Genomic DNA, 25,641 nt, shown 5'->3' with positions numbered 1-25,641 from the left:
GAGGAGGAAAAATAATGAAAAAAGTATTAGTAGTATGCGGAAACGGCTTAGGAAGCAGCATGATTGTAGAAATGAATGTAAAAGCGGCACTTAAAGATATGGGGAAAGAAGCGGATGTGTCACACACAGATTTAACTACAGCTAAGACTGAACAAGCAGATCTATTTATTGGTTCAGAAGATATTGTAGAAAGCCTGGAAGATGGACGAAAAAATGTGGTGAAGTTGAAAAATTTAATGGACAAGAACGAACTCCGTATAGCATTGGAACAAAATATGTAATCCTAGATAAACAAAGGAGGAGTATACATGGTTGATATTATAATGAAGGATATTTTAGGTACACCTGCGATACTTGTCGGCCTATTCGCCTTGATCGGACTACTTGTCCAACGGAAGAATTCCGGGGATGTCGTTGCCGGAACTCTTAAAACGGTCATGGGCTTTGTGATTTTGGGAGCAGGGGCAGGTGTACTCGTTCAATCCCTAGGTCAATTCAGCAGCATGTTCAATAAAGCTTTTGAAGTAGACGGTGTTATACCTAACAATGAGGCCATTGTGGCCCTTGCCCAGGAAAGCTTTGGAACAGAAACCGCGATGATCATGCTGTTCGGTATGATTGTTAACATTCTCATAGCCCGCTTCAGTCCTTTTAAATATATATTCCTAACCGGCCATCATACCATGTTCATGGCCTGCTTGATCGCTGTTATCTTAACCACAGGAGGTTTTTCCGGAATACCGCTGATCATTCTCGGTTCGATTATCCTAGGGTCACTCATGGTATTATCTCCTGCGATGCTACAGCCATTCACAAAGAAAGTCACCGGTTCTGATGATTTTGCTGTAGGTCATTTCGGCTCAATTGGTTATTTGGCTTCCGCACTTGTCGGTAAAGTGGTTGGAAAGGGGTCAAAATCTACAGAAGAAATCAAAGTTCCGAAATCACTCGGTTTTCTAAGAGATACATCCGTTTCTGTCTCGCTAACAATGGTCATCCTATTCTTCATCGTGGCAGGTGCAGCAGGACCTTCCTTCGTTGAGGGAGAATTGAGCGGTGGTCAGAATTTCCTTGTCTTCGCATTTATGCAGGGTATTACATTTGCAGCAGGTGTTTATATCATCTTAGCAGGAGTGCGTATGCTACTTGGAGAGATTGTTCCAGCGTTCAAAGGAATCGCTGACAAAATCGTCCCAAATGCTAAACCCGCACTTGATTGCCCGGCCATCTTCCCTTTTGCAGGAAACGCAGTCATCATCGGTTTCTTATTCAGCTTTATTGCCGGTCTGGTGAGTATGATTTTTCTCCCTTTATTAGGGTTGAAAGTAATCGTACCAGGACTTGTACCTCACTTCTTTACAGGAGCAGCAGCCGGTGTCTTTGGCAACGCAACAGGTGGACGAAGAGGTGCTGTCTTAGGCTCTATGGCAAATGGCGTGATGATCAGTTTCCTTCCAGCCCTATTACTACCTGTATTAGGCTCACTTGGATTCCAAGGAACGACGTTTGGAGACGCAGACTTTGGTATAGTAGGAATTGCTCTTGGTAATTTAGTAAATATTGTTGGCTCAAATATTGTAGTATTCTCAGCTGTTATCTTCATTTTAGCAGCATTGTTTATCATAGGCTTTAAATCAAAGACAAGCCAAAACAAAAAACAGACAGAAGCAGCATAAGTATTCAAAACACTCGTTTCCTCTCTTCAGGTTACGGGTGTTCTTTTGTTATACGAGTAATAAATACCGGGTGCATACTTCACCTATCACCGGTCTCCATATGGTTTCCCATTTCTCTATTTGAACAATTTATTATCTGACTATACTGTTTAAATTCGATACCACAAGGGTCTTTGACTCCCTGAGTTATACACTATATAGTTAAAATTGTAAATTCTATAATATTGTGAGTGAGCAGTTTTCTTGAATAAGGATAAATTAAACCAGGAGGAACAAACATGAAAGCCTTCACCGAATACCTATCCAACATCCCAGATCCCCACCAACAAGCCCGCACTAAAGAAGTATTAACCTGGGTAGCAGACAAATACCCAAACCTCGTGCCGAAGATCGCTTGGAATCAGCCTATGTTCACCGATCACGGCACGTTTATCATTGCATTTAGCATATCTAAGAAGCATTTGGCCGTGTCTCCTGAGAAGGAAGGCATCGTTCATTTTTCCGATGAAATCGTGAAGAGTGGATATGATCATACGAAAATGTTGATGCGTATCCCGTGGGATCGAGCTGTTGATTACTCATTGCTCGAAAAGATGATTGAGTTCAACATCGCGGAAAAAGCAGATTGTGAGACATTTTGGAGAAAATCGTGAATAAGGAAAAGGCGTGATCGTAGATGATCACGCCTCTCCTTTTATCGCCAGTCGTTCCCGTTTTGACGTATGAATGCTATATCTTTTTGATAATGATCGTAATGTCCTTCCTCGATCATCTTTTGAAAGGCACTGTCCCCTTCGGCTGCTTTTCGTTTCATGTAGTGGCATAATCCTTCCAGCCGACGAATGACCATCTCTACGAAACCATTTTCGATTCCTTCCATCCCATACGCTTCAAAGAACACTTCTATCCTTTGCTTTTTCCCTGCAGCATCTTTCCCTTCATCATAGTGAACGGCCTCGCCTGCTTCGTTATGATAATGCCTGCTTAACGGAATGCACGTGTAAAGGGTATAGGCGATATCCCACAGCCTCGGTCCAGGTGCGGCAACGTCGAAATCAATGATCCCCGCCGGTTTCTCATTTTGGTAAATAATATTGTAAACGGCAAAGTCATTATGGCAGATCACTTCCACCGGGTCAGGCGTGTTGTCCATCGGCTGCCAATCATCAGGCACCGGGAAATCACTGACGGCATCGTGGTAAAGGCGCATCATTTTCGCAATTTCTCTTAAAGACTCATCGGACCACATATATTCCTTCAAAGGATAGTTACCACCCTCTCCCTCAATAAAGGATAATATTTCTCTGCCCCGTTCATCAATTCCAAGAAATTTCGGCGCATGATTGTATCCTTTCCTCTCCAAGTGCTTCAGGAGCTGATGGATATTCCCACTCTCAGGTTTTACTGCACGTCGAACGGTGTCTCTCAAACGATAGACGCTTGAAACATTTCCCCCTGACAACTTTTCTTCCATTTCGTTTTTCATATAAAATCCCCCTAAAATAGGGACATGATGATCCGTCAATCGAGATGATTGTTTTCCCAAAAATAAAAACAGCTACACAGAGGTAACTGCCTGGCAATGGGGAGATCATTGGCCACATCATGTATCCCTTGAATGATTTTAGATAGACAAATAAACGCCTCCTCCAAAAAGGAACGCAACTGCCTTTATCCAGTTACCCAATCATGACAAGTTCCACATGTACCCTATAGATTCCCCTTTCGTTCATCTCTGTTTACATCATAGCAAATAAGATAAACCAGATAAAGGAAAAATTTAACTAATAAGTATCACTTACTACTGATGCAAAAAAAATTTCTGCCAGTGTGAAATGCTCCTGCTCTACTCCCCCCGATCAATCGTAGAATTCAACTTCTTACGATACTGATCCTTCCATGTTTCGGAGTCCTTCACAAGCTCATCACAAAAAGCCGCAACATCCTTTCCCGTCAGGTCAGTCACTTTCTTTCCTTCGGCCGCACCTTCTTCGAACAAATCAAGAATGCCGTTAAAGATACGGCTGGTTTCTTTCCAGTCAACAGGGCCGCCAGCAGTCCACATATACTTTTGGATCGCGTTGTAAGCGTGAAGATACTCACTCGGAAGATTCTTCGAACGGGCCTCCATTTCCCTCCATTCCCGCTTATCAGCAAAACTTCCGATTACTTTTTCAATAAACTTCATCTTAATCTCTCCTTTTCATTTCCATCGTTTTGATTTCATTCATTTTGCTTGTGAGGAAATCCCACTTTCTCCAAAAGGACTGGAGCTTCTCCCTGCCAGCTTCGTTCAGTGTGTAAAACTTCCTCGGCGGTCCGACTGTCGATCGCTTCTTTTCGATTTCAACCAGATTGTTTTTCTCTAGGCGCATTGTGATGGTGTAAACTGTGCCTTCCACCACATCGGTAAAACCCAGCTCTCTCAGCTGCTGGGTGATTTCATAGCCATACGTTTCTCCCCGGCTGATGATTTCAAGCACACACCCCTCGAGAACCCCTTTGAGTAATTCTGTATTATTCTCCAATTGTTCACCCCCGTGAGCTCATTGATATCATCGTACTTAGTATCACTCACTACCAGTATATAGTATAACAAAGTACTTAGTCAAGAAGGGATCTTTTTGATAAAAAAATCCTGTTCCATAAAGCAACAGGATTCTTCAAGTGCGTTTTCTTTTTTTAAATAAATTAAGTTCTCCATGTTCACGTTCAATGAACGGCAAAAGCAGACGGATGACATAATGGCAGGGCTCCCCGCCTCTCCTTTTAATGATGGACATATCCTGCAGGATGTGATTGAGCTGAAGACCGGTTACTTTGTCTGTCACCATTTTGGCCAACTCTTCGGCCGGTAATTCCAAGTATAGTCTCGAACGTATTTCCCCCTGACATTCTTCAAGTATATTAGACAGTTCCAATTGCTGATCATTCATCCAGAAATCATTTCCCCTTAAGAAATATTTAAAAAATCTCCTAACAGTATGCTATTTTCTCCATTATAAGTGGTCTTATGAACAAGAAATGGCCTGTTCATACTTTAGTCATAAATATTTTATAAAAAGCATCAAACTTTGTCTAATTTTGTCGATAAATTTATTGAAATAGAATAATTGGATGCGATGAACGATTATCTGTAAATGGGCGCTTGGATAATCCGGAGCAAGTAGCGCAACCGGCTGATTGAACTGTATTGTTTAATTGGCCTTTTTTCGTTCCACCAATCCCACAGGAGAAAGGAAGATGACAGTTGAAGATCAGGACAAAATTATTAAGCATTATCTCTATTTTAGTCAGTGCGCTACTTTTAATTGGAGTGGCATCGATTTTTATCATTACAACGACGATTAATAAAAACGAAGTGTTAAAAGATAAAATGGCTTTTGAAAATGATATTAAGGATATTCAATTTAAGCTTGCCGGCATATCCAATGACGAGCGGGGATTTCTTATCACAGGAGATCCGAAATTCATTGAGTCAATCAATGAGAAAGCAGAGAACATTTTCTCCGACCTTGATGAAATCAAATCCATCATCCATACACAAAGCTACAGTAAAAATGTAGAAGATATTAAAGAGAATGTGACCAAGTATATGGCTTTGAACCAGGAGGTTATATCACTGGCCGCCTCGAGCCCAGACCAGGCCCAGTCCCTTCACTTCGGGGAAGAAAGGTCAGTAAGAAAGGATGTTTTAGATCCTTCCGTCAATGAACTGGTAGACCTTTTAGATAATGACGTGAACCGTTTAAAGGATGAAATCCATCAGTACGGTGTAGTGAGTGAATGGATTATTGGTGCTGTCACCATCCTATCCGTCACTCTTGGAATCTGGTTAAGCATCCTCCTGTTACGTTCAATTCTTCTTCCGCTTAAAAGCTTAAACAAACAGCTTGAAGAAATTGCTCAAGGAGAAGGGGATTTAACAAAAGAAATCGTGGTAAAAAGTAAAAATGAATTCGGACAGCTCGCTCTTTCGTTCAACGCTTTCCTCCACTCCCTTGCGAAGATCATTAAGCAAATCAGCAGTTCTTCGGAGCAGGTTGCAGCATCATCAGAGCAATTATCGGCTACCGCAGAGCAATCTAAATCTACAACAGAACAGATGTCACTTGCGATGGGAGAAATCGCAGTGACGAACTCAAATCAGCAAAGCATGACAGAGAAGAGTTCTGAATCCATCACTGAAATTTTAGAAAGCCTTTCAAGTGTCGCAGTGAATACAAGCAGCATCGCAGAAAAGTCATCTTTCTTGGGTGAAAAGGCTGAAATCGGTTCAGCATCCATGAATAATATGTCTGATCAGATGAGCATCATCCATCGTTCTGTCCAGGAAGCAGGCACAGGATTACAGGCACTCGTAACAAGTACAACAGAGATCAGTAATATTTCCACTCTCATCACCGACATATCAGAACAAACCAATCTATTGGCGCTGAACGCAGCCATTGAAGCGGCGCGTGCCGGTGAGCACGGAAAAGGCTTTGCCGTTGTGGCAGAAGAAGTCCGCAAACTTGCAGATGAAACCAATAAGTCAGCTGGTCATATAAAAGTGTTGGTCTCGTCAATCCAAGAAGAATCAAAAGGCACAGAAACCAATATCAACACTGTACAGGAAAATGTAGTATCCGGAATAAATCTTGCGGATGTAACATCCACTCAATTCAGTGAAATCTTGAACATTGTGGAACAAGTCACAACCCAAATCCAGGAAGTGGCTGCCGCCTCTCAGCAATTGACGGCAAGTGCCGAAGTCATTCAGCATACGATTGTCAATCTAGCGACCGGTGCAAAGGAAACATCAGCAAGCACCGAAGAAATGGCCGGAGCCTCCCAGGAACAATTGGGTGCCATGGAGGAAATATCAAACGCAGCTTCCTCTCTTTCTCACTTAGCTGAAGAATTACAGGTCATTGTAAATCGATTCAAATATTAACACTAAAAAACATGACGGGGTTTGATGATCCTGTCATGTTTTTTCTTATTAATATTCATCAGAATCTCCCCCCTCATTTTTAGGTTCTATTTAAACCAAATCTTCCAATCCCCAACCCCATCAATATCAATCATTTTCAAATCTTCCGTGTCAGATGCAGCACTGGTGATATACCCTGCTTCATACCCGTCTTCTTCATTAACAATGACGGTTTGCCTATCACCATTCCCTTCAATCGGTCCATTCATTTGGACAATGCCTTGTGCAGTCCATCGCCCATCTTCCCGGTGAACATCAGCAATCCAGATGTCCTTTTCATTCATTGCCCCTCTGAAAACAAACAGCACGAGATCATCATTCACTTTATATGTTCCGTACACAGTCATGTTTCTTTCTTCATTTCCAATCTTCTTTAACGCTTCCTCCGGGGAAGGTGAACCTTCAGGGTCATCGCTTCCATTACATGCCGACAGTAAAAATACTAAAGATAACATAAGAACAATCATGTTTAACTTCACTTTCTCACCTCCTTTTCCCGCGATTCAGGATGTATAAAACGGAATGCTAATGAAAGGGCTCCAGCCAAACCGGATAATCAAACTGCCCATCAGAGATTGGAAAGAACCGGCCGAATACCCCAATATGAGTGATGCCGTACTCTCCATATGCAATCGGGGTGTAGGCGGAAAACATATAAAAGTTCACATGCTCAACTTGAAACTCTGTCGGCTTGTCTTCCCCTGCTGATTGTTTCATGTATTGATGATATTCTGTTGGGGATGGATTGGTCAGGAACGCCATTCCCCCTACGAAAAGTGGTATGAAGATAAGCAGCACTATTTTTATTCTTCTCTTCAAACGGAAATCTCCCTTCCCGGCTTACTTGTAAAAGACGCCAAGCACCATTTCCCCCAGATAATAACCAACTGATAGCGCGATGAAACCGGCACAAATGTTCTTTCAGCACATGCTTCAATTCTACCCCCTCTCTTCTAAATAGGTTTTGTATGCTTGTTGTACCTTATCTTCTTTAGGCAGCTGGTGCGATATTCTTTTATGTATGTCATTGAGCAAGTACAGCCCTCTAAACAGGCAGCCTGCGATGATTCCAAAAGCGATGATCCCTCCAATTAAGGGGCCCATCATACATAATATGAAGCCTAAACCAATACTAAGCACAATTGAAAGTAATAAATACATCTCATTCCTCCTTACATGCTATCCCCTCGAAAGCAAGAACAACATGATTGCGATAGTCAAATAGAAAATTACCTTATCCCCCTTGGGTCTTTCTGTCTCAATTAATAGATACAAAGAAAATGCTATTAACAGTGCCTCTAAGAGATTTAATATCATGCTCCATTACCTTCCTCTATTAAAAATAAACCCTCATCCTACCAATTATTTCAAACCTGCGAATATTTAACAATCCCAAGTTGGCAATCCCAGCTCCCCCTCCAATGAAATATCAGATAAATCCCAAAAGCCGGTTGACATTTTCTTCGCCTCGAGAGTATAGTGTGTATATACGATATACACAATTTAAAGGAGGGGTTTTCATATGTTGGCTTTGGATGTGAAAAATCTGAATAAGAAATATGAGCGATTCCAGTTAAAGGATGTTTCCTTTCAATTAGAAAAAGGATATATCATGGGGTTTATCGGCGCGAATGGTGCCGGGAAGACAACAACCATTAAATCGATCCTGAACATGGTCCATATAGACAGCGGGGAAATCAGTGTGCTGGGCAAGAAGTTCATGGAGAATGAGCTCGAATTAAAACAAGTCATCGGGTATGCATTTGGGGGGATCGATTTTTATACGCGGCACAAGATCAAACAGGTCACGAATGTAGTGAAGGCGTTTTATGAGCATTGGGAGGAAGAGACCTACTACAATTATTTAAAAAGGTTCAAGCTCGATGAGAATAAGAAGATCAATGAATTATCGGCAGGGATGAAGGTGAAATACAATCTGGCCCTCGCGTTATCACACGGCTCGAAGCTGCTTATCCTTGATGAACCGACAAGTGGATTAGATCCGGTCGCACGGGACAATTTATTGGACCTGTTTCAGGAGCTGGTGCATGACGGTGAAATCAGTATCCTGTTCTCGACCCATATCACCTCCGATTTAGAAAAATGTGCCGACTTTATTACCTTTATTAATAATGGCCAGATCATCAATAGTGCGGAGAAAGATGAATTCATTGACAACTATCGATTGTTGAATGGAGATGAAAGTCAGCTCGAACTGGTGAAAGATCATTTGATTTCCTACAAAACCAATTCCTTTGGCTTCACAGGCTTGATTCACACGGAAGATTTTGATCCATCCACCGATATCAAGTCTGCCCGTCCAAATCTCGAAGAAATTATGATTTACTTTTCAAAAAGGGAGTATATGTATGTATAACTTACTGATGAAAGACTTGAAACTTGGCGTAAGTCCTATATTTTATGTATTACCCATATTGACGGGTGCTTTGATGCTCATACCAGGCTGGCTATACTTCATCGTCATCCTCTACTTCTGCTGGATTACGATTCCAAATATGTTTTCCACCTATAAAGCACAGAATGATTTAATCTTTTCATTCATGCTGCCTGTCACGAGGAAAGACTATGTAAAGGCAAAGATAGCCGTCATTGTGATCCTCGAATTATTGCATGTCATCATTGCAGTCATCTTCGGGATCATCACTACCCATCTTTATCCTGACTTAACCTACCTGTTCTTTGCACCAACGATAGGCTTCTGGGGTCTTTGCTTTGTGATGCTTGCCATCTTCAACTTCATTTTCATCTCAATGTACTTCAAGACAGCCTATAAATACGGTGCCCCGTCAATCGTTGCGATTACAGCTGCAATGTTATTTGCCGGAGGTGCAGAATGGCTTGGAATAAAAAATGCTGCGCTGTTTGACCTCTTCAAAGGCAGCGGCGCCGATCAAATGGGGATTCACCTATCCATCCTGTTCGCAGGAATTGCGCTGTTTGCTGTTTGTACCATAGCTGCTTATCATATCGCCATCAAGCAGTTTAAGAAATTGGACATCTGATGAATATCGCCATTTCTAATACGTCTGATAAACCGATCTATCAGCAGCTTTTTGAGCAAATCAGCGCACAAATCCTTAAAGGTGAAATCGAAAAAGGCTATAACCTGCCACCCATTCGGCAAGCATCTAAAGAACTGCGTGTCAGCATCATCACGATCAAGAAAGCGTGGGAAGAACTGGAACGGTGCGGGTTGATTTATACCGTAACCGGTAAGGGATGCTTTGTCGTCGATCTTTCCCCTGAAGAAATCCTTCAAAAACGAAACGACATGATCGTCAAGCAAATGGTCGAGGATACTTCTTACTACAAGTCTTTTGGGCTTACGTTGGAAGAAGTTATTGAACTTTTGAAGAAGGTGTATTGAATATGAAAATCCCACCTCGCAACTAGGTGGGATTTTTCATATTTTAATGTGAGGCCGTACTATTCAACCCTGTTTCTTCTTCAAAAAATTCCCCACTCCCAGGCGTAAAGACCAGCTTAATCTGAAAAATACTGAGCGCCAGCATAAGTGTAGAGGCAGCAATGATGCTAACCCTTACAGGAATGATTTCCCCGGTGAAACCAATCAATAAAATAAAGAGGATTTGAAGGATGCTTTGAAAGATTCCGTATATACTGGAAATCCTCCCCATCATCTGAACTGGTACGTTATTTTGATAAAAAGTCATAAATCCTGTTCCGGAAAAAGAGTTAAAGAATCCAAGTACCATAAATCCAGCCGCTACACTCCAGAAAGAGAACGAGAAAGCATATGCAAGATAGCCTGCGGAAACCATTAAATAGCCAATGGACATAAGCGCTTTTATCGATAACTTGTCAGCCAAGAGCGATACAGCTGCTGCACCTAAAATGGAACCCACCCCGGTTATACTGATGAGCAAACCGTAGTCAGTCTCGGATAGATGTAAAACCTTTTGAGTGAAAACAACCTCCTGGGCATCCATCCCCAGTGCAACAATCATAAACAGCTGAGCCAAGAAATACACTTTCACAACATACCGATAACGCTGACTGAAACGGAACACCTCTTTCCAGTCACTTCTCAGCATAGTAAAACTAAACTTACTTTCCTTCTGGTCCACCACTGTTGTGACATTTGGCAATACATACAACATAATCGCTGAAACAATAAAGGAAATGGCATTTATCCAAATCGCCATATTCACAGAAGTCATAAGCAGCAGTACCCCTGATATAGCAGGACCGATCAAAAATGCGCTTGAGGTAATCAAACTTCTGAAAGAGTTAAACCGTTTCCGTTCACTCCCCGGCACAACATATGTTATATAAGTGATTGCTGCAGGTTCAAAGAAGGCTTTCGAAAAGGATAGCAGGAACAGGCATGCATATATGAACCATATAGAGTCCGCAAAAGGAATGGTCGCGACTAATAATGCCCGGATGATATCTGTTCCAATCATGATCCTTCTTAAATTGAGACGGTCGATTATACTTCCAGACCAAAACTTCGTACAAACAGAAGCGATCGGACCTATAATCCACAAGCCTGCCACGGCCGCAGCTGAACCTGTTAGTTTGAAAACCAATACGTTGATGGCGACAAGATAAATAAAATCCCCTAAACTCGAAATGCCCATTCCAAAGAGTAGTAGATACGAATTCATTTTTGAGGAAATGTTAGGTTGGCTGATAGTAACACCTGCTTATCACATTCTATATGGATACCCTTTCTACAATTATTGGAAAAACACCTCTGAGATTTTACCGTTGTCATAAATTGTACATATCATTAACTTTACGCTGACCTTTTTTCATAACGATTACATACCCGCTCCCCGTCACTTCTCTAACAACACGGCCACCGTATCATTTCCTACCGTATACTCCTTACCCGTCACATCACCGTATACCGATATGACAGTAAAGCCTGCTCCTTCTAATTCAGCTAAAATCATTTCTTTTGTAAAATATTGATGCCAGATATTGTAGGTTTCCATCTTTTGATTTGTTACGACCGTTGTTTGTTCAAGAGAACAGGCATGATCGTACTTCACATTTTGTGTCAGTACGATATGTTCTTCAGGAGACCAAAACCCGCCGTTTTCTTTAAGGGACCAGTGATTCCCTTCTGAGAAATCATTGTATTTTTGTTCTGTAAATACATCCAGAAGAAGCCTACCGCCTTTTCTCAGGCTTTTGCTAATATTCCTTAACAATCGTTGGCGATCAGGAGGGGCAAGCGCTCCATAATCACAATATATCAGCGTGGCAAAATCATATTGATTCTCATCGGACACATGTAAATAGTCCTCATGGCGATAAGTAATAAGGAGATTCTTATCTTCCGCACTATTCCTGGCGTATTGGATGGAACTTATAGAAAAGTCAACGCCGGTCACATCATAACCTCGAGAGGCTAAGCGTTCACAGTAAAGCCCTGGCCCACAACCAAAATCAATGAAGTTGAGATTACCTTTTTTTGCTGCCACTTCCGTAATAAAAGAAACAGACTGATCAATAAAAACATGATTCCTGCTTGCCCCCTCGAAATCCGGGTCAAGATGGGCTTCCAGCAGATACTTTGCAATGTGTGGCTCTTGCCAGAACATCTTATCCGATTGTTGGAATTTTTCTGGCTTCTGGAGCTGCTTCATTAAATCCATCATCCTCTTCACTCCTCTAACTGTATGCTGATTTAACCTTCTTCACTGCCCAAATATGATGCTCATGAAAGAGCTTCGCTTCCGCCTCATCCACCCCTATCCATTTCAAACGATGATCGGCGTCCACAGGTTCCTGAATCTGCTCGAGTAATGCCGCTCTATAAAAATATCCATCACTAAGCTGATATTCACCTTTCCTGGTTATGAAATATCTCATTGCGTTACCGATGAAGCCAGCCAACTCGATTCGGTACCCTGTTTCCTCTAATAATTCTCTCCTTAAACAGTCTTCCTTCCCTTCACCTTCTTCCATCCCACCACCGGGAAGGAAATGATGCTGGATCCCTGTTTGAACAGTCAATACATTCTCTTTCTTTTTATCAAGAATCACTGCATAGACGCCCTTTCTCACACTGTAAGAACACCCGCTGTGTTTCTCCCCAAACACTTCTCCCATGTCTGCTCACCGTCTTTCATTCTATTTTCCCAAAAAGCCGCCTTCAGACTTTATCGTTTGTCCGGTAATCCAACCTGAATCATCACCAGCTAAAAATGTCACCAGTTTTGCCGCATCTTCCGGCTTCCCCAATCGTCCTGTTGGGAACAACGGAAGCAATTGTCTTTTGAGGTCATCATTGATCCAGCCTGTGTCTGTCGGACCGGGATCTATTGAATTGACGGTGATCCCGACTGGGGCGAGACCTACGGATAATGGTTCTGTGATGGCAATCAGCATCCCTTTTGTAGCGATATATGCCAGATTATTCGGGTCCGGTCCTTTGGATACCAGGTTGATGACCCGGCCATTCCTTCTTCCACCAAAGGTCCTTTCATACCTCTTTGCAAATTCCATCGTCAGAAGCAGGGTCCCGCTGTTATTCACATTGTAGTGGCTGTCCAGGATCTCTTTATTCAGCGTTCGCCAATCGGACGGGGATTCGAAGGTGGCATTGTTCACCAGAATGCAGGGCGTACCGAGCATCTTCTCAACCCGATCCATTAGCCTGACCGGCGATGCTTCCTTGCTAAGGTCCATTTCCATGTGACCGGCACGGACTCCGCTCCTTCTTAACTCTTCACATAAACGTTGTGGAAATACTTCCTCCAAACCGTTTCCACTACTTTCATCAAACCGGGCCCAGTGGGTAAAGAACACATCAGCCCCTGCATGGGCGAGGGAGCGGCAAATCGCTGCCCCGATTCCTTTCGAACGGCTCGCTCCTGTCACGATGGCTACTTTTCCTGTAAGGTTTGTCATTTTATCGTCCTCCTGTTTTAGATGAGGGCACGACCAGACATCATGAAGAGATGTATATATCCCTGTACAAATAAAAAAAAGCGGATACACAAGTATCCACCTAAGTGTCGGGTTGTCAATCCCACCTGGCGCTCCTCCTGTATGATGGGTAAACAGACTTCTCCCGTCGGATTGACCGGTTCATTGTCCATTCAGCTGATTCATCATTACAGAATAGTCCACATGTTGCATGATTTCCCCTTCCGTCCACATCTCTTATGAGAAGTATAAAAGAAATTTTCCCAATATTCAATAACAATCATACTCTCTTTCTCAACACCCGCCACTCTTCCTCCAGCCGACATCCTTCTGAAAAATGTTCGCACCCATCAACTTCCTGTAACCATGAAGCTTCGTCGGTCCAACCAGTCAATACAAGCTTGAAGGCTTTAGCTGTATGTAAAGATGAAGATACTCCGACTAACTTAGCGTCCGCTTCGCCTGATCTGAAGAAGGGTTGTGGAACAAGACTTTCTCCCGGCTTTCCTTTCAGACCTTCTGATAAAATGGCGAGCATGAACGCACTGTGTTTCAACACACCCAGCAGGTCCTTTTCATTTTCTCCGCTCTCTCCATCAAATAGTTGAACATCGATGGACGTATAAGTATTTCCTTGACCTGAATCATCAAAGATTTCGTCATGGACATCCTCCATAAAGCTGTCATAATCCTTTCGGCTCTCCCAAAATGCATAGATGCACGCTGTTAGTGGATCGGCATGGCTCCAGCCGCCGATTTGACCAATAAATCCTTTCACCATGCTTAATCGACTCCACTGCTTCTGTGTCTCGTGAAAAGCTTCCTTCTGATTTTCCTGCACTCTGCAGTTGATTCTTTTGATCAGCATGTCTTCACCTATATACTTTCGTAGATTTCAATGAGATTCCCAGCTGGATCCCGGAAATGAGCGACCTTGATTCCCCAGTCCCCTCTCTCCACAGGCTCAGTGATGAAGCTGACTTTTTCTTTTAACTCTGTGTAGGACTTTTCTACATTCTCCACTTCAAAGACCAGGGCAACCGAGTCCCGCTCCCCGTCAGAACGATCTTCCACTCCAAGCGCATCGGCCATCTGTTTACGCTCGAATATCCCCAATTGTGTATCCCCAGTCTTAAATTGACCGTACAGGGAGGATTCATCTCCCCAGGAAACCTCAAACCCCAAAACATCTCGGTAGAAAATAAAACACGCTTTATAATCGTCTACCAGCAAACGGGTATGTGTTAATTTCATATCTTGCTCCCCCTATCCGCTTATCTATCTACCAATTATTTCAAATCACGTCTGTCAATTCAATTATTTTTTATGTGCTCTATTAAAAAGGGCTTCCAACACAGCACTATACTCTTCCAATTCACATACATTAAATATATCAAGAGCTATGAATAAAGGAGGAAGGAACGTGAGAAAAAGCAGATTCATCCAAAATGGCATCAACTACGCTCCCCTACTGCCTCCCAAAGGGTGTCAAAATATTTATCCGTACCTAACGCCTGAAAAGACTACCTCTATATTAAAAACCAGCACATATCAGTATGTAGCATTCTCGGATGGACTGAAGCGGATGTTCACCAACGGGGACGGCTCCAATGAATACAGCACTTCCGGAATCTTTTCACCTGACAATGTGTCATATATGAATCTCTTTATCAACGCGATGCTCCAACCGCCTTTCCTATACTCTGTCAGGGAAGGGGTTCTCACCCTCACCTCTTCAGATATCCCGCCGGCTGGTACACCGATCATCCTGCAATTCGTCATCATCCATCAAGAATAAGAAAGAGCGATGAAAACTCTCATCGCTCTTCATTCATTAAGTGGTGACTGTCGTGGAAGCTGTCGGTACATAGTTGATGACTTCCAGCACAATCGAAGAATCCTGAATAATCGGGTCTCCCCCTGCCGGTACATCAATGGCCAGTGATCCTACACCAGTTGCTCCTGCTGTGTATGTGTAAATTCCACTCATTTGAAGAACACCGTTGATAAAGACATTTACATAACTATTACTCGCACCTAATGCCGGCAGTGCCGTTGCTGCAGCCCCTGTATCATCGAAGAAATCGGCAGCATCGATAGACAAAGTAGCCCCTGCAGCCGTTTCAGCACTGGTGACATTGAAGAATTTAGTAGCAGACGGTGCCACTGAAATCGTCGAACTCGCACTCGCTTGTATTTTCATTAATTGTAGTGCCAAGTCAATTCCCCCCTTCGCTTTGAAAATAGTATTACACTATTATTCATATGCTGAATCTAGTAAAGTGATTGGGATTTATTCAAAAATAGTACAAGAGAGCTCAGAGTATGCCACTCTGAGCTCTTGATCCAACTCTATTATTTTTTTTCTACTTGCAGCGGCTGCTCTTGGAACGGAATGCCTCTTTCAACACTATTCACTTCGCATAATGGAACAAAACTGGTTGTCCCTGGAACAAGCAGGTCATCAATTTCAAGTACACTGTACTTCAAACCTCTGAATCTTCCAATGAAAATCCCGGCTCCTGCTTCCCCGAACAAAGTGATACCAATCGTATCTCCACAACGGAAGTGATCTCTGATCGTCTTCTCTAATCCTATGACACAGCAATTACACGTATCTACCTGCTGATGGTCACTATGATCATCATACTTGTCCTCTTTACATTTCTTGCAGTTACAATCATTATATTTACTCATACTTTCCCCTCCTTTCATAAAGGGATAATCTAGTATATGAACCGAATAAAAATCCGTATAGGTCTTTCATTCATTTCTATTCAAATTGTGCGCGTATCTAGCAAATCCGCTTCCACTTGCTGGAGAAAATAAAAAAAGTCCAGAACGTTTCACTCTGGACTTCATATAACTGACCGCTCCCTCCCCCGGAATCACGGCCGCCTCCCATTGTATAATTTTTGTCCTCCCCAGGCCTCTCCCCGGGATCGATGCCAGGTACATGCCAGTCATTGCTTCTTCTTCTCCGCTTCACCTCGATCCCCAGCGCAAACAGTAATGTCCCGCCAATAAGAACCACAAACCACATCATCTTGTTTCCCCCTTACCTTTAAGAAGATTAAAAATTGTCTCCGTTTCTTTCTCACTGATTTTAAAATACGCATGTCTCACGTTACTCGAAATCAACGTTGTGTTCCTTGAAAATCCTTCGTGAAAATATAACGTTTCCTTTTCGATTTCCTCCCCAGCAAGCTCTAACGTGAAAGTTTCCGTCACCGCAAGTTTATACTGGGTGTTAGTCACTTTATTCGAACGATTCAATATACCCATTACTGTTTTGATGGTCTTTTCATCCGTTGTTTCATAGGATATATCCGGCGGGTCATCGGTTTGGCGCATGACCATGCTCTCTGCTCCGGAAAACCCGTTATAAAGAATAGAATAAATGAACAATCCAATCAGGGCTGCGGTAATGATGATGAACATTTTTGTTTTCAAGTTGTTCACCTCTTTTTATCCAATTATTTCAAATATTATTCTTAAAGTCGAATAAATATTTCACATATAAAAAAACGCCTCGTTATTAAAACAGGGCGTTGGGTATTTTATCTTTTATTTCGCTGCACCGAAAACCAGTTTCTTGCTTATTCATACTATGTTTTTCATGAATGATAATCCTCGTTTGGATGTTCGTTGGAAGTTTGTATTGCTTCTCTAGATTTTCCACAGAGCCCCTCTCCTTCTTGTACGCTCATTCAATTTTTCACATGAACATTTTCAGCATCCACATACACAAGATTCTTTCTTCTGTACACACTCAAAAATAAACCAACTACCACAGAAACCTGTATAGTCGGATTCAAGCCATAACTTACAAAAGGCAGAGACATTCCAGTGAGTGGCAGGAAGCCCAGAATCATACCGATATTATAGAGAAATTGGGTCGCAAACAAGGTGACTCCGCCAATGATGATGATGCGGCCAAAGGGGTCTTTGATGCTCTTTATACTGCGAATCATCCTGTACATAATGAAAAGCCCAGTTATGATTAGTATGCCTCCTGCTATCCACCCGTAAAAATATGTAATAAAAGTCAAAGCATACTCTGAATGGGCATCTGCTATTGCTTCAGCATCTCCACTATTCCCAAACCATCCTCCACGAGACAGTAATTCTTGATTACGAATGTACATGTAACCACTCGTTCTTTTATATTCATCAGGGTGCAGGAAGGCTGAAATCCTTTCGTATTGATAAGGCTTTAGATCGGCCGTACTCAGCATGAATCCTACAATAATTGTAATTATTCCATAACCTAACACCATATGCTTTCTATTTTCTTTGTATCTAAACCAGAGTAATACTGTTATTGTCAATACAAATACAAATGCCGCTGTTATGCTAGGAATTATGAACAACGAAGAAATACTGACAAATAGAAAAGGAAGTGTCCACCAAATTTTTTTTCTAGTTCCCCCTAAGAATATAACCCAACAGAGAACTAATGAAGTCAAAGCAACTGTACTATCTATCGGGAAACTTAATATAACGAAATAACCTTCTCCATTGATATATTGATTAGGAAAGATCGCTACAGCAATCAGAATTAGAGATGTAAGACAATAAATCCACCACTTTAACTTTTGCAAATGTTTGTAATTAAATAACATTAAGGAAAGACTAATAACCGCGCCAACAGCTAGATAAAAAACTTTCCTAACTAAAAATTCGTCACCCTTGTAATATGCTTCTTCCATATGGAGTATCGGAAGAATCCCAATCAACGAAATCACCAAAACCAGTCCGATCATGATCCAATCCACTTTTGGACGGTGCAGTTTGTTCATTTCATGGCCCAGCCGCTCAGCACTGCCCATTTGAAGGATCGCTTTTTCTTCTGCAGCACTGTCTTCCAGCCCGCTATCCTTCAAGTATTTCTTCTCTTGATCCAGATGATGTTGGAGTTCCCTTGCCACAAAGTGCTTTGCTTCTTTATTTCTTACATAACCTATGACTTTGTCCAAGTATTCATTTCGCTTTGTACCCATGTGTCATTCCCCCTCCAGCAAGCCTTTGAAGGATAGTCTTTGTCTCACATTTCCTTCTTCTATTTGTTGAAGGAGTTTCCTTCCCCGCTTTGAAATGACATATCGCTTCTCTCCGTCACTCCATATCGATTCCAGTATCCTTTCCTGCTCCAATTTGTGAAGGACCGTATATAGGAAACCTTGTCTTTCCTCATATTTCTTGATTCCTCTGGCACGAAGATAGACATGTAATTCATGACCTGTTTTTTCCTTGAGAAGCAACTGCAGAATATGCACCTGGATATCATCATCACTCTCCCTGGAGGTATTGATGGTATGTTTGATCATCTGCTTTTTCTCTTCGGTAAAGGGCATGTCCCGGAAGCTTCCGCCATCCATTGCTCTCTTCAGATTTTTAAACCGATCTTCCATCATCCGTTCACCAGCCTTTCTTTCATCAACTGTTTTGCCTTTCTTAATCTCGTTTTCACTGTATTTTCCTTTACACCGAGAAGAGAAGACACTTCCTTTATCGGGCATTCTTCATAGTAATATAGATAGATGATTTCCCTGTATTTCAAAGGAAGTCCCATCACAACTGCTTCCAATTCACGGTCTTCATCCCGCTGAACAACATCTCCTTCAACACAGCTCGTTGAACGCATCCTTTCAAAACGGCGATCTTCCTCTGGAGATACTCTCCGTTTATACCAGCTGTTCAAGTAATCCTTGCAGTGATTGATCGCCACTCTCCATATCCATGTGCGCATGGTGGAATGGCCGGCGAATGTATCTATTTTTTTATAAATCTTAATGAAGATTTCCTGTGTCAGATCGTCTGCCGTTTGTTCATGACGTACATACGAAAATACAAGCTTCCATACGTCTTCCCCATACTGGTCTACAACATCCTCGATCGTCACAGCCGCCTCTTCAAACTTTGTTCTTGATAATTCTTCCACGCTCTTCCCTCCCATATGAATAGACGAAACAACATCAGGAAAGGTTTTCCTCACAAAGAAAATGGATTCCCTCAAGAATCCATTCCCTTCATCACTCAACAAATCCCTCTATAAATCCATCAACAAACCCTCGAAAAAAGTCCGGTGCGAGAAACAAGACTAAGCAAATCAGGAGACCGATCCCGATTCCTTTCACTTTTTCCTTCTCTCTGGACCGTCCTCCGAAATACAGTGTTAATCCTGCTGCACAAATGATGATATATCCTATTGTCTCTATCATATGATTGTCCTTTCTTTGATGATTTTCTAGTGAGAATGCCTGTTCAGGAAACTTCCTACTACTCTATTAAATATTTCCGGCTGATCAATATTGGCGGTATGACCGGCATCAGGGATGAGGCCGACTTCTATTTCAGGGTTTGACTTATTAACAAAAGACACGGCTTCTACTTCATGCACATCATGGCTGCCGTTCAGCAGGAGCACGGGAGTCTTGATAGAAAGCAGATCTTCCTTTGTGACGGCAGGATAATGAAAGGTCATCGTGTGGAGAACGTGCTGAATCGTTTCCTTCCATTTCTCCCCGTGCAGGTCGTGAAAATGACGGGCCGCCTCCTCATCATGTTCTTCGATATTCAGAAAGAATTCGTGCTGTTTTTCCATGATCCCTTTCAGCTCCTCAGGTATAAAAGGAGAGTACCCTGTCAGCACAACCCCTTCCACTTGCTCCGGTGCCCTTAAGGCAGTATGTATGGCCAGGGATGCACCGAGAGATAAACCCATCAATAAGCCGGGTCCCGTACTTCTTAGCTGATGAATGAGATATGTGATTGTATCCTCTATATAGTCAGGCGACGATGCCACCGTTGCATGTCCATGTCCCGGTAAATCGAGCGTAATCAGCTCATAGCTCTCCCCGAAGTAAGAAATCTGGTGAGAAAAATGTGTATGCGCGGTCCCCATGAACCCGTGCAGCATGTATATTCTTTTAATGGTGATCACTCCTGTTATTGAATTCAAGTGTTTTGCTGATTTCTAACAGTCAGTTACGTCTGAAGCGTCTTCCGAAACCCATAAATCGGCCTGGTTTGGCGTGATATTATCGACTTCTCCTCATATATTATCGAGTTTTCAAATATATTATCGAGTTCTCACCCACATATTATCGACTTTCCGGTTATATTATCGACTTCTACCTATTTATTATCAACTTACCTATTTAAGGGACCATCCCCAATATCCACTGAATGATGATTACTTCCTAACAACTGCCTGCTCCTCATACGTCTTCCGGAATCCATAGAACGGCCTGTACCCCTTCTGCTCATAGTATGTATGAGAAGTAGAGCTCGCGAGCATTTCGACCCTTGTCTTCGGATACAGTCCATGGACATATTGGAGAAGTGCATCCCCCATACCGAATCCCCGGAAATCCTGGTGGATCAATAATTCACAAATAAAGGTTGTGATCGCTCCATCAGTCATTCCACGGATATAACCGAGCAGCTGCCCGTCATGAATCGCAACATACGCGATATTCGACTGGTTCCATGCGTCTTTCGTATCTTCTTTCTTGTTCACCAGGTTGTTCCATTGTTCCTCTGCATTCAGCTCATTGATTTTATCAAAATCATTAGATTCATATTTTCTCACAGTGATGAGCATGTCATCTTTTAATTTCAGTTGCATGGTTCAATCCCTCTCTTCATTTAGTTTTGTTGAATGACGGAGGTTGAAGTGTTTCGGGTCAAGTGCTCCGTACAATTGTATAACTCACACTTCCATCCGCCTTCAGATTGTCTGAGTATGGTCATGGAAGCATTATCGATATATGTACGCTCAAACGCTGCAGGAAGCAATGCTTTGAGGGTCAACCCAATCAGGGCACCGTGGCTCACGATTAATATCCGCTTCCCGTTATAAAGTTGGACTAACTCCTCTGCTACTTCTTTCCCTCTTTCGCCTACGTCTTCAAATCTCTCCATCCCAAGGTCCAGATTACGCCAGTTACTGCCCCACCGCATTAGCCTGGCTTCTTCCGTCGTTCCTTCTATTTCCCCGCAGTTTATTTCTCTGATTCTCGTTTCATAGTGATGGATGGGCATATTGATTTTGTTTCCTATGATGCCGGCTGTTTCGATCGCCCTCGATAAGTCACTTGCAATCATCACATCCCAATCTGCTTCATTCAGCAGTCTTTCTCCCATGAGGGAAGCTTGTCTTCTTCCCTCTTTATTTAAAGGGATATCAGACGTACCCTGGGCTCTGCCAAGAATGTTCCACTCAGTGATGCCATGCCTTATAAATCCAATCGTTGTCAAACACACTGCACCTCCTTCACACTAAAAATCACATCTTCTATTCTTTCGGATCCGTATCGTCTGGCCGCTCACTTGCAACACGCCTGATTTCTCCTATCTTAAACTCTATGATTCTTTGAATGTCCGCTTCTGTCAGATAGCCTTTAAAGAATTTATGTATCTCCCAGGCAAGCATCATGGTCGTGTGGGCGAGATAAAGGAGAGTGAAGTCGGATTGGTAGTCTTCTTTTTCAATAAAAAGATTCTTTGACTTCAACATGCTTCGATAGCCTTGTGTAGCGTATTGGATCAACTCAACATCATAAAGGTCCTGCATCAGAATGGTGAGGTCCCTCAACGGTGATCCGAGGGCTGCCCACTCCCAGTCGATGAAGCAAATTTCACCTTTATAGCGGAAAACATTTTCCATGTGAGGATCTCCATGTGTCAACACAAGCGGACATTTCAATCGTTTCTTTCCAGCAGACCGCCCTTTGTCTATTTCTTCTATCACGTCTATCCATTGCCGGGATGCCCACTGATATCTCTCACATATTTTGGTTAATTCCTCCACACACCATGTTTTCCATTCAAAAGATAGCGTATGGATTTCCATGTCCTTTTCAGGCAAATCTGAAGTATGTAAGTCAGAGAGTCTTTGTAAAATTTCCTGCAGCACGTTCTTTTTTTCTTTGAATGATAGAAGTGAAAAGCTGCCCTTCAGAGGGGAAGCCAGATCCTTCATTAACATCGCCTTAGGCTTCTCATCCCAGACATCTTCGATCACACCGAACCTATTCATCTGGACCGGTATCTTCAAATAAAGTTCCACTTCATTCTCACGACCATCGGCAAATTCTTTATAAACATAAGAGTCTTTCCGGTTATCCCCTTCATCTACAAGAACCCTGAAAATTTGACCGGCATGGGCACCGTGAATCCTCTCTTTATTCACAAGCTTCCACTTTTTATCTTTCATCCTTTGTTCTAACGGTGACATCATGGCTGTGATTTCATTTTCCGGCCGTTTCTCACCTGTGCCCATCTTTCCTCGCCTGAATATACCCGTAATATGCACAAGTGCCGTTCTCAGCCAGGTTCTTCACTTCGAATCCGCATGTTTTGTAGAAAGGGAAGTTGTTTGCAGATGTGTGGGCGAACCAATCTCCGTGAGGCAGCTTTTGAACACATAATTCAACAAGCTTCTTCCCTATCCCCCGGCCACGGTATCCTGTCAGAACGACCAGGTCCATGATGTTGGCTGCCATGATTCTGTCTGAAATCACCCGGATCATCCCGATCATGTCGTTCCCGTCCCATACGGTAAATGCCCAGGTTGAATTCGTGAAGATTAGGGAGAACTTTTCTTTTTGCCAGTCAGGGGTGTTCCGTGCCCATCCTGCATCTTGAAAGAGAGCTTCGACCGCATCAGCAGGCACACTTTCTGTCCCCTCCCGAATGGTAAGACCGTTGAAATACTGGTACATGTGCACTCCTCCTTTAATATCGTTTCTCCCTTTTCCCAAACTGTTCTTTCACAGCCGGCCACTCCTCGTTGGTGATAGAGTAAACCACGGCGTTCCGGATATATCCATTGGATAAGATTCTTTCATTCCGGAGGACGCCTTCTTTCACGGCGCCCAAACGCTCAATCGCCTTTTGCGATCTCTCGTTTCGCTCATCTGTCTTGAACTGGACCCTGATCATCCCTAATGTTTCGAAACAATAACCTAAGAGCATGGCTTTGCAGGCAGAATTCACGAACGTCCTCTGATATTCCCGGCCATACCAGGTAGAGCCGAGCTCGCATGACCTGTGAATGGGGTTGATGTCAAAGAGCCTTGTCGTCCCCGCTATCTTATTCGTCCCTTTCACCCTGACGATGAATGGAAGGGCTAACTTTTTCTCACGGAGCTGTATCGCTTCTCCCATCCAGGCCTGCATTTCTTCAAGCGTCACGATTTCCCTGAGCATATACGTCCAAATATCTGGCGTATTCAGTTTGTAAAGATCCTGGGCATGACTTTCTGTCATCGGTTCAAGCCTTATCTTTTCGTTCTCAAGTATCGGCGGTGCAGTGAACACATGACGATTCATTTTAATTTTCCCTCCATCGCTTTTGAAAGATCCACCCATATGACGGCTCCCATTGGATGTTTATAAGGACGAGGGGTTTGATAGATCACGGGGTCCTCCAGCACCCAGGCATACGTCCTTTTGTATGGCAGCTGAAGACTCGCTTCACTTTCGACACCATGCCGTGCTGACCCGTTCCTATACTGTGAAAGGGTCAGCTCTTGGCTATCGACGATCTTCACCGTCCCTACAACGGTACCTGACCCACTTTTAATCAAGCCGACCGTACCTCTGATCTTCGTATTTGAGCCCCTGATTTCCCACACCTTCTTCCCATCCAGAATAAGGTCGACCCAAGGAGACTTGATGACCAATCCCCTCATACCAGGTCAAACTCCTTCATCATTTCATCGGTGGTGAGAATGGTGGCAAACTCATCATGCAGGGTGGCTAAAGTGATTTCATGTATCACTTCGGGACGATGATACACCCCTTTGTGATCAGTCAGGCCAAATGCTGCCGTCGCATCGGAAATAAGATATGTTGTGAACCCAAGATTTCCACTCATCCTGGCAGTCGTGGATACACAATGAGGGGTGGTCAATCCGGTTATGACCAGTTCGCATATCCCGTTCTCTTTCAAATATGATTCCAGACCGGTCCCGATGAAGCTGCTGTTTACTTTCTTTGAAAAAATGACCTCCTTCTCCTTAGGCGTTACGAGCGGATTCAACTCGTACCCTTTATTCCCAGGGTAGAACAGGGACGATGGCTGATCCGATTCGTGCTGAATATAAATCACTTCATATCCCTTTTCACGCCAAAGGTGGAGGATCCTTTGAATATTCAACTCCGCATCGGGGTTGTTCCGTTCTCCCCACTTGCTGTCCTTGAACGCTTCCTGCACATCTACAAGAACCAACGCTTTCTTTCCCATCACAGAATTCCTCTCCCTTTACACCAAAATACTGTACTCATTCTCCATGCGAAATCCTGCTCTTTCTGCGAGCCGAATGGACGCCCCATTCTCCACACCGCAGTCCCAGCGTGGTTGGAGCCCCCTTCTGTCACATTCAGAGATGAACCTGGCCGTCAAAACTTTCGCCAACCCTTTTCCCTGATACTCAGTCATCGTCTCAATGTCGATTTCCGCATAGTGTTTCGAAGCAAAGATCGACGTGCACTCACTCACAATGTTTCCGTTATGTAAGAGACAGAATCCGAAACCATTGTGAATAAACGGATCCGTCCCTCCCCAATATTCTTCATAATATCTGGGCCCGAACGCTTCACTTCGTTCTATGAGAGAAGGATTGATCTGTGAAATGGAATAGCCTTCTGGCAGCGTGTCCTTCTTGGAGAGGTCCGTCCCTCCGATATAGGCAAATTGATATCTTCTCATTGACTTCACCTCACCGTTGAGATGTCTATTGATCAGGTGATACCAATCTGATGATGAGGTGAACAAAGTGAATCGCAGTGATTGATTTTTCCTATCTCGATAGATTCCGTTCAATATTTCTGCAAGATTGCCTTCAGGTCTCCCCCCGGCAAAATAAATGCCATTACCCGTACCGATGAAAAATGTTTCCGGCACCGATGAGTCAGCATAAACAATGCCGTCTATCACCCCGTCGAGAACGGAATTCACAAAGGTTGGCACAGCGATCGAGTCTGCTTGTATGAGGTTTTTTATTTTAACGTAGTCATGATGATTCATTTTTTTCATATTGGGATATCCCG

At 43.0% G+C, this 25,641-nt stretch carries 37 protein-coding genes and 1 riboswitch; of the genes, 8 read left to right on the top strand and 29 right to left on the bottom strand.

What is annotated here, in order from left to right:
• Nucleotides 1–14 precede the first annotated feature (14 nt).
• The 3 genes from KH172YL63_RS03765 (at nt 15) to KH172YL63_RS03755 (ending at nt 2,329) form a co-directional block, all read left to right on the top strand.
• Entirely contained in the window at nt 15–281 is a 267-nt protein-coding gene (locus KH172YL63_RS03765; RefSeq protein WP_173104860.1) for a PTS sugar transporter subunit IIB, read from the top strand.
• Between the two features lie 27 nt (nt 282–308).
• The gene (locus KH172YL63_RS03760) at nt 309–1,676 is read left to right on the top strand and encodes a PTS ascorbate transporter subunit IIC (RefSeq protein WP_173104859.1); all 1,368 of its coding nucleotides are present in this window, start codon (nt 309–311) and stop codon (nt 1,674–1,676) included.
• A 278-nt stretch (nt 1,677–1,954) separates the two neighbouring features.
• Nucleotides 1,955–2,329, top strand: a complete 375-nt coding sequence (locus KH172YL63_RS03755; protein WP_173104858.1) for an iron chaperone — start codon at nt 1,955–1,957, stop codon at nt 2,327–2,329.
• A 41-nt stretch (nt 2,330–2,370) separates the two neighbouring features.
• Here KH172YL63_RS03755 and KH172YL63_RS03750 read toward each other — a convergent pair whose 3' ends face one another.
• The 4 genes from KH172YL63_RS03750 to KH172YL63_RS03735 all read right to left on the bottom strand — a co-directional run bounded on the left by KH172YL63_RS03750 (nt 2,371) and on the right by KH172YL63_RS03735 (nt 4,612).
• A complete protein-coding gene (locus tag KH172YL63_RS03750; RefSeq protein ID WP_173104857.1) occupies nt 2,371–3,162 on the bottom strand; it encodes a phosphotransferase in 792 nt (263 codons plus the stop codon).
• Nucleotides 3,163–3,522: 360 nt separating this feature from the next.
• Entirely contained in the window at nt 3,523–3,864 is a 342-nt protein-coding gene (locus KH172YL63_RS03745; protein WP_173104856.1) for a DUF1048 domain-containing protein, read from the bottom strand.
• A gap of 1 nt (nt 3,865) precedes the next feature.
• On the bottom strand, nt 3,866–4,204 hold the full coding sequence (locus KH172YL63_RS03740) for a PadR family transcriptional regulator (RefSeq protein ID WP_173104855.1): 339 nt from the start codon (nt 4,202–4,204) through the stop codon (nt 3,866–3,868).
• A gap of 135 nt (nt 4,205–4,339) precedes the next feature.
• Nucleotides 4,340–4,612, bottom strand: coding sequence for a hypothetical protein (locus KH172YL63_RS03735; RefSeq protein ID WP_173104854.1), 273 nt, complete (start codon nt 4,610–4,612; stop codon nt 4,340–4,342).
• A 170-nt stretch (nt 4,613–4,782) separates the two neighbouring features.
• Nucleotides 4,783–4,866, top strand: a riboswitch (cyclic di-GMP riboswitch).
• A gap of 60 nt (nt 4,867–4,926) precedes the next feature.
• Between KH172YL63_RS03735 and KH172YL63_RS03730 the strand changes: the two genes are divergently transcribed.
• Complete coding sequence (locus KH172YL63_RS03730; RefSeq protein ID WP_173104853.1) at nt 4,927–6,612, top strand: methyl-accepting chemotaxis protein; 1,686 nt, start codon at nt 4,927–4,929, stop codon at nt 6,610–6,612.
• An 86-nt stretch (nt 6,613–6,698) separates the two neighbouring features.
• Here KH172YL63_RS03730 and KH172YL63_RS03725 read toward each other — a convergent pair whose 3' ends face one another.
• The 3 genes from KH172YL63_RS03725 to KH172YL63_RS03715 form a co-directional block, all read right to left on the bottom strand.
• A complete protein-coding gene (locus KH172YL63_RS03725) occupies nt 6,699–7,130 on the bottom strand; it encodes a hypothetical protein (protein ID WP_173104852.1) in 432 nt (143 codons plus the stop codon).
• 46 nt (nt 7,131–7,176) lie between these two features.
• Nucleotides 7,177–7,470 (bottom strand): hypothetical protein, encoded by a 294-nt coding sequence (locus KH172YL63_RS03720; protein ID WP_232066113.1) that lies wholly within the window; start codon nt 7,468–7,470, stop codon nt 7,177–7,179.
• Nucleotides 7,471–7,590: 120 nt separating this feature from the next.
• Nucleotides 7,591–7,812, bottom strand: coding sequence for a hypothetical protein (locus KH172YL63_RS03715; protein WP_173104851.1), 222 nt, complete (start codon nt 7,810–7,812; stop codon nt 7,591–7,593).
• Nucleotides 7,813–8,173: 361 nt separating this feature from the next.
• Between KH172YL63_RS03715 and KH172YL63_RS03710 the strand changes: the two genes are divergently transcribed.
• The 3 genes from KH172YL63_RS03710 to KH172YL63_RS03700 are packed head-to-tail and all read left to right on the top strand — an operon-like array spanning nt 8,174 to nt 10,039.
• Nucleotides 8,174–9,028, top strand: a complete 855-nt coding sequence (locus tag KH172YL63_RS03710) for an ABC transporter ATP-binding protein (protein WP_173104850.1) — start codon at nt 8,174–8,176, stop codon at nt 9,026–9,028.
• A complete protein-coding gene (locus KH172YL63_RS03705) occupies nt 9,021–9,674 on the top strand; it encodes an ABC-2 transporter permease (RefSeq protein WP_173104849.1) in 654 nt (217 codons plus the stop codon). Before KH172YL63_RS03710 ends, KH172YL63_RS03705 begins: the two co-directional genes overlap by 8 nt.
• Complete coding sequence (locus KH172YL63_RS03700; protein ID WP_173104848.1) at nt 9,674–10,039, top strand: GntR family transcriptional regulator; 366 nt, start codon at nt 9,674–9,676, stop codon at nt 10,037–10,039. The genes KH172YL63_RS03705 and KH172YL63_RS03700 overlap by 1 nt, the downstream gene beginning before the upstream one ends.
• A 43-nt stretch (nt 10,040–10,082) precedes the next feature.
• Here KH172YL63_RS03700 and KH172YL63_RS03695 read toward each other — a convergent pair whose 3' ends face one another.
• The 6 genes from KH172YL63_RS03695 to KH172YL63_RS03670 all read right to left on the bottom strand — a co-directional run bounded on the left by KH172YL63_RS03695 (nt 10,083) and on the right by KH172YL63_RS03670 (nt 14,832).
• A complete protein-coding gene (locus KH172YL63_RS03695; protein ID WP_173104847.1) occupies nt 10,083–11,303 on the bottom strand; it encodes an MFS transporter in 1,221 nt (406 codons plus the stop codon).
• A 174-nt stretch (nt 11,304–11,477) separates the two neighbouring features.
• Nucleotides 11,478–12,305, bottom strand: a complete 828-nt coding sequence (locus KH172YL63_RS03690) for a class I SAM-dependent methyltransferase (protein WP_173104846.1) — start codon at nt 12,303–12,305, stop codon at nt 11,478–11,480.
• Nucleotides 12,306–12,318: 13 nt separating this feature from the next.
• The gene (locus tag KH172YL63_RS03685) at nt 12,319–12,759 is read right to left on the bottom strand and encodes an NUDIX domain-containing protein (RefSeq protein ID WP_173104845.1); all 441 of its coding nucleotides are present in this window, start codon (nt 12,757–12,759) and stop codon (nt 12,319–12,321) included.
• Nucleotides 12,760–12,780: 21 nt separating this feature from the next.
• Entirely contained in the window at nt 12,781–13,560 is a 780-nt protein-coding gene (locus tag KH172YL63_RS03680; RefSeq protein WP_173104844.1) for an SDR family oxidoreductase, read from the bottom strand.
• Nucleotides 13,561–13,858: 298 nt separating this feature from the next.
• A complete protein-coding gene (locus KH172YL63_RS03675) occupies nt 13,859–14,446 on the bottom strand; it encodes a YdbC family protein (RefSeq protein WP_173104843.1) in 588 nt (195 codons plus the stop codon).
• A gap of 8 nt (nt 14,447–14,454) precedes the next feature.
• Nucleotides 14,455–14,832 carry a VOC family protein gene (locus KH172YL63_RS03670; RefSeq protein WP_173104842.1) on the bottom strand — a complete coding sequence of 126 codons (378 nt, stop codon included), beginning with the start codon at nt 14,830–14,832 and terminating at the stop codon, nt 14,455–14,457.
• Between the two features lie 169 nt (nt 14,833–15,001).
• Between KH172YL63_RS03670 and KH172YL63_RS03665 the strand changes: the two genes are divergently transcribed.
• Nucleotides 15,002–15,376 carry a DUF4183 domain-containing protein gene (locus tag KH172YL63_RS03665; RefSeq protein ID WP_232066112.1) on the top strand — a complete coding sequence of 125 codons (375 nt, stop codon included), beginning with the start codon at nt 15,002–15,004 and terminating at the stop codon, nt 15,374–15,376.
• A gap of 36 nt (nt 15,377–15,412) precedes the next feature.
• On the opposite strand, the gene KH172YL63_RS03660 is transcribed toward KH172YL63_RS03665, so the two are convergent.
• The 16 genes from KH172YL63_RS03660 to KH172YL63_RS03585 form a co-directional block, all read right to left on the bottom strand.
• Nucleotides 15,413–15,796 (bottom strand): DUF4183 domain-containing protein, encoded by a 384-nt coding sequence (locus tag KH172YL63_RS03660; protein ID WP_173104840.1) that lies wholly within the window; start codon nt 15,794–15,796, stop codon nt 15,413–15,415.
• A 137-nt stretch (nt 15,797–15,933) separates the two neighbouring features.
• Entirely contained in the window at nt 15,934–16,275 is a 342-nt protein-coding gene (locus KH172YL63_RS03655) for a hypothetical protein (protein ID WP_173104839.1), read from the bottom strand.
• A 97-nt stretch (nt 16,276–16,372) separates the two neighbouring features.
• The gene (locus KH172YL63_RS03650) at nt 16,373–16,624 is read right to left on the bottom strand and encodes a hypothetical protein (protein ID WP_173104245.1); all 252 of its coding nucleotides are present in this window, start codon (nt 16,622–16,624) and stop codon (nt 16,373–16,375) included.
• The gene (locus KH172YL63_RS03645; protein WP_173104838.1) at nt 16,621–17,031 is read right to left on the bottom strand and encodes a hypothetical protein; all 411 of its coding nucleotides are present in this window, start codon (nt 17,029–17,031) and stop codon (nt 16,621–16,623) included. Before KH172YL63_RS03645 ends, KH172YL63_RS03650 begins: the two co-directional genes overlap by 4 nt.
• A gap of 257 nt (nt 17,032–17,288) precedes the next feature.
• Nucleotides 17,289–18,581 carry an FtsW/RodA/SpoVE family cell cycle protein gene (locus tag KH172YL63_RS03640; protein ID WP_173104837.1) on the bottom strand — a complete coding sequence of 431 codons (1,293 nt, stop codon included), beginning with the start codon at nt 18,579–18,581 and terminating at the stop codon, nt 17,289–17,291.
• Between the two features lie 3 nt (nt 18,582–18,584).
• Nucleotides 18,585–18,992: a PadR family transcriptional regulator gene (locus KH172YL63_RS03635; protein ID WP_173104836.1), complete on the bottom strand. Its 408-nt coding sequence runs from the start codon at nt 18,990–18,992 to the stop codon at nt 18,585–18,587.
• Nucleotides 18,992–19,522, bottom strand: coding sequence for a sigma-70 family RNA polymerase sigma factor (locus KH172YL63_RS03630; protein ID WP_232066111.1), 531 nt, complete (start codon nt 19,520–19,522; stop codon nt 18,992–18,994). The genes KH172YL63_RS03635 and KH172YL63_RS03630 overlap by 1 nt, the downstream gene beginning before the upstream one ends.
• A gap of 306 nt (nt 19,523–19,828) precedes the next feature.
• Nucleotides 19,829–20,542, bottom strand: coding sequence for an alpha/beta fold hydrolase (locus KH172YL63_RS03625; protein WP_173104835.1), 714 nt, complete (start codon nt 20,540–20,542; stop codon nt 19,829–19,831).
• A gap of 234 nt (nt 20,543–20,776) precedes the next feature.
• The gene (locus KH172YL63_RS03620) at nt 20,777–21,211 is read right to left on the bottom strand and encodes a GNAT family N-acetyltransferase (protein WP_173104834.1); all 435 of its coding nucleotides are present in this window, start codon (nt 21,209–21,211) and stop codon (nt 20,777–20,779) included.
• Between the two features lie 20 nt (nt 21,212–21,231).
• The gene (locus KH172YL63_RS03615) at nt 21,232–21,843 is read right to left on the bottom strand and encodes a histidine phosphatase family protein (RefSeq protein ID WP_173104833.1); all 612 of its coding nucleotides are present in this window, start codon (nt 21,841–21,843) and stop codon (nt 21,232–21,234) included.
• 37 nt (nt 21,844–21,880) lie between these two features.
• Nucleotides 21,881–22,867, bottom strand: a complete 987-nt coding sequence (locus KH172YL63_RS03610) for a phosphotransferase family protein (protein ID WP_173104832.1) — start codon at nt 22,865–22,867, stop codon at nt 21,881–21,883.
• Nucleotides 22,854–23,309: a GNAT family N-acetyltransferase gene (locus KH172YL63_RS03605; RefSeq protein ID WP_173104831.1), complete on the bottom strand. Its 456-nt coding sequence runs from the start codon at nt 23,307–23,309 to the stop codon at nt 22,854–22,856. Before KH172YL63_RS03605 ends, KH172YL63_RS03610 begins: the two co-directional genes overlap by 14 nt.
• A gap of 13 nt (nt 23,310–23,322) precedes the next feature.
• Nucleotides 23,323–23,919 (bottom strand): GNAT family N-acetyltransferase, encoded by a 597-nt coding sequence (locus KH172YL63_RS03600; RefSeq protein ID WP_173104830.1) that lies wholly within the window; start codon nt 23,917–23,919, stop codon nt 23,323–23,325.
• A complete protein-coding gene (locus tag KH172YL63_RS03595; protein ID WP_173104829.1) occupies nt 23,916–24,281 on the bottom strand; it encodes an ASCH domain-containing protein in 366 nt (121 codons plus the stop codon). Before KH172YL63_RS03595 ends, KH172YL63_RS03600 begins: the two co-directional genes overlap by 4 nt.
• A complete protein-coding gene (locus KH172YL63_RS03590; RefSeq protein WP_173108041.1) occupies nt 24,278–24,835 on the bottom strand; it encodes a cysteine hydrolase family protein in 558 nt (185 codons plus the stop codon). The genes KH172YL63_RS03595 and KH172YL63_RS03590 overlap by 4 nt, the downstream gene beginning before the upstream one ends.
• Before the next feature lie 18 nt (nt 24,836–24,853).
• Complete coding sequence (locus KH172YL63_RS03585; protein WP_173104828.1) at nt 24,854–25,627, bottom strand: GNAT family N-acetyltransferase; 774 nt, start codon at nt 25,625–25,627, stop codon at nt 24,854–24,856.
• Between the last annotated feature and the right edge of the window lie 14 nt (nt 25,628–25,641).

Source organism: Bacillus sp. KH172YL63 (assembly GCF_011398925.1).
Lineage (GTDB): Bacteria > Bacillota > Bacilli > Bacillales > Bacillaceae_B > Rossellomorea.
The sequence above is the reverse complement of the archived record's forward strand: the minus strand, read 5'-3'. Positions and strand labels throughout refer to the sequence as shown.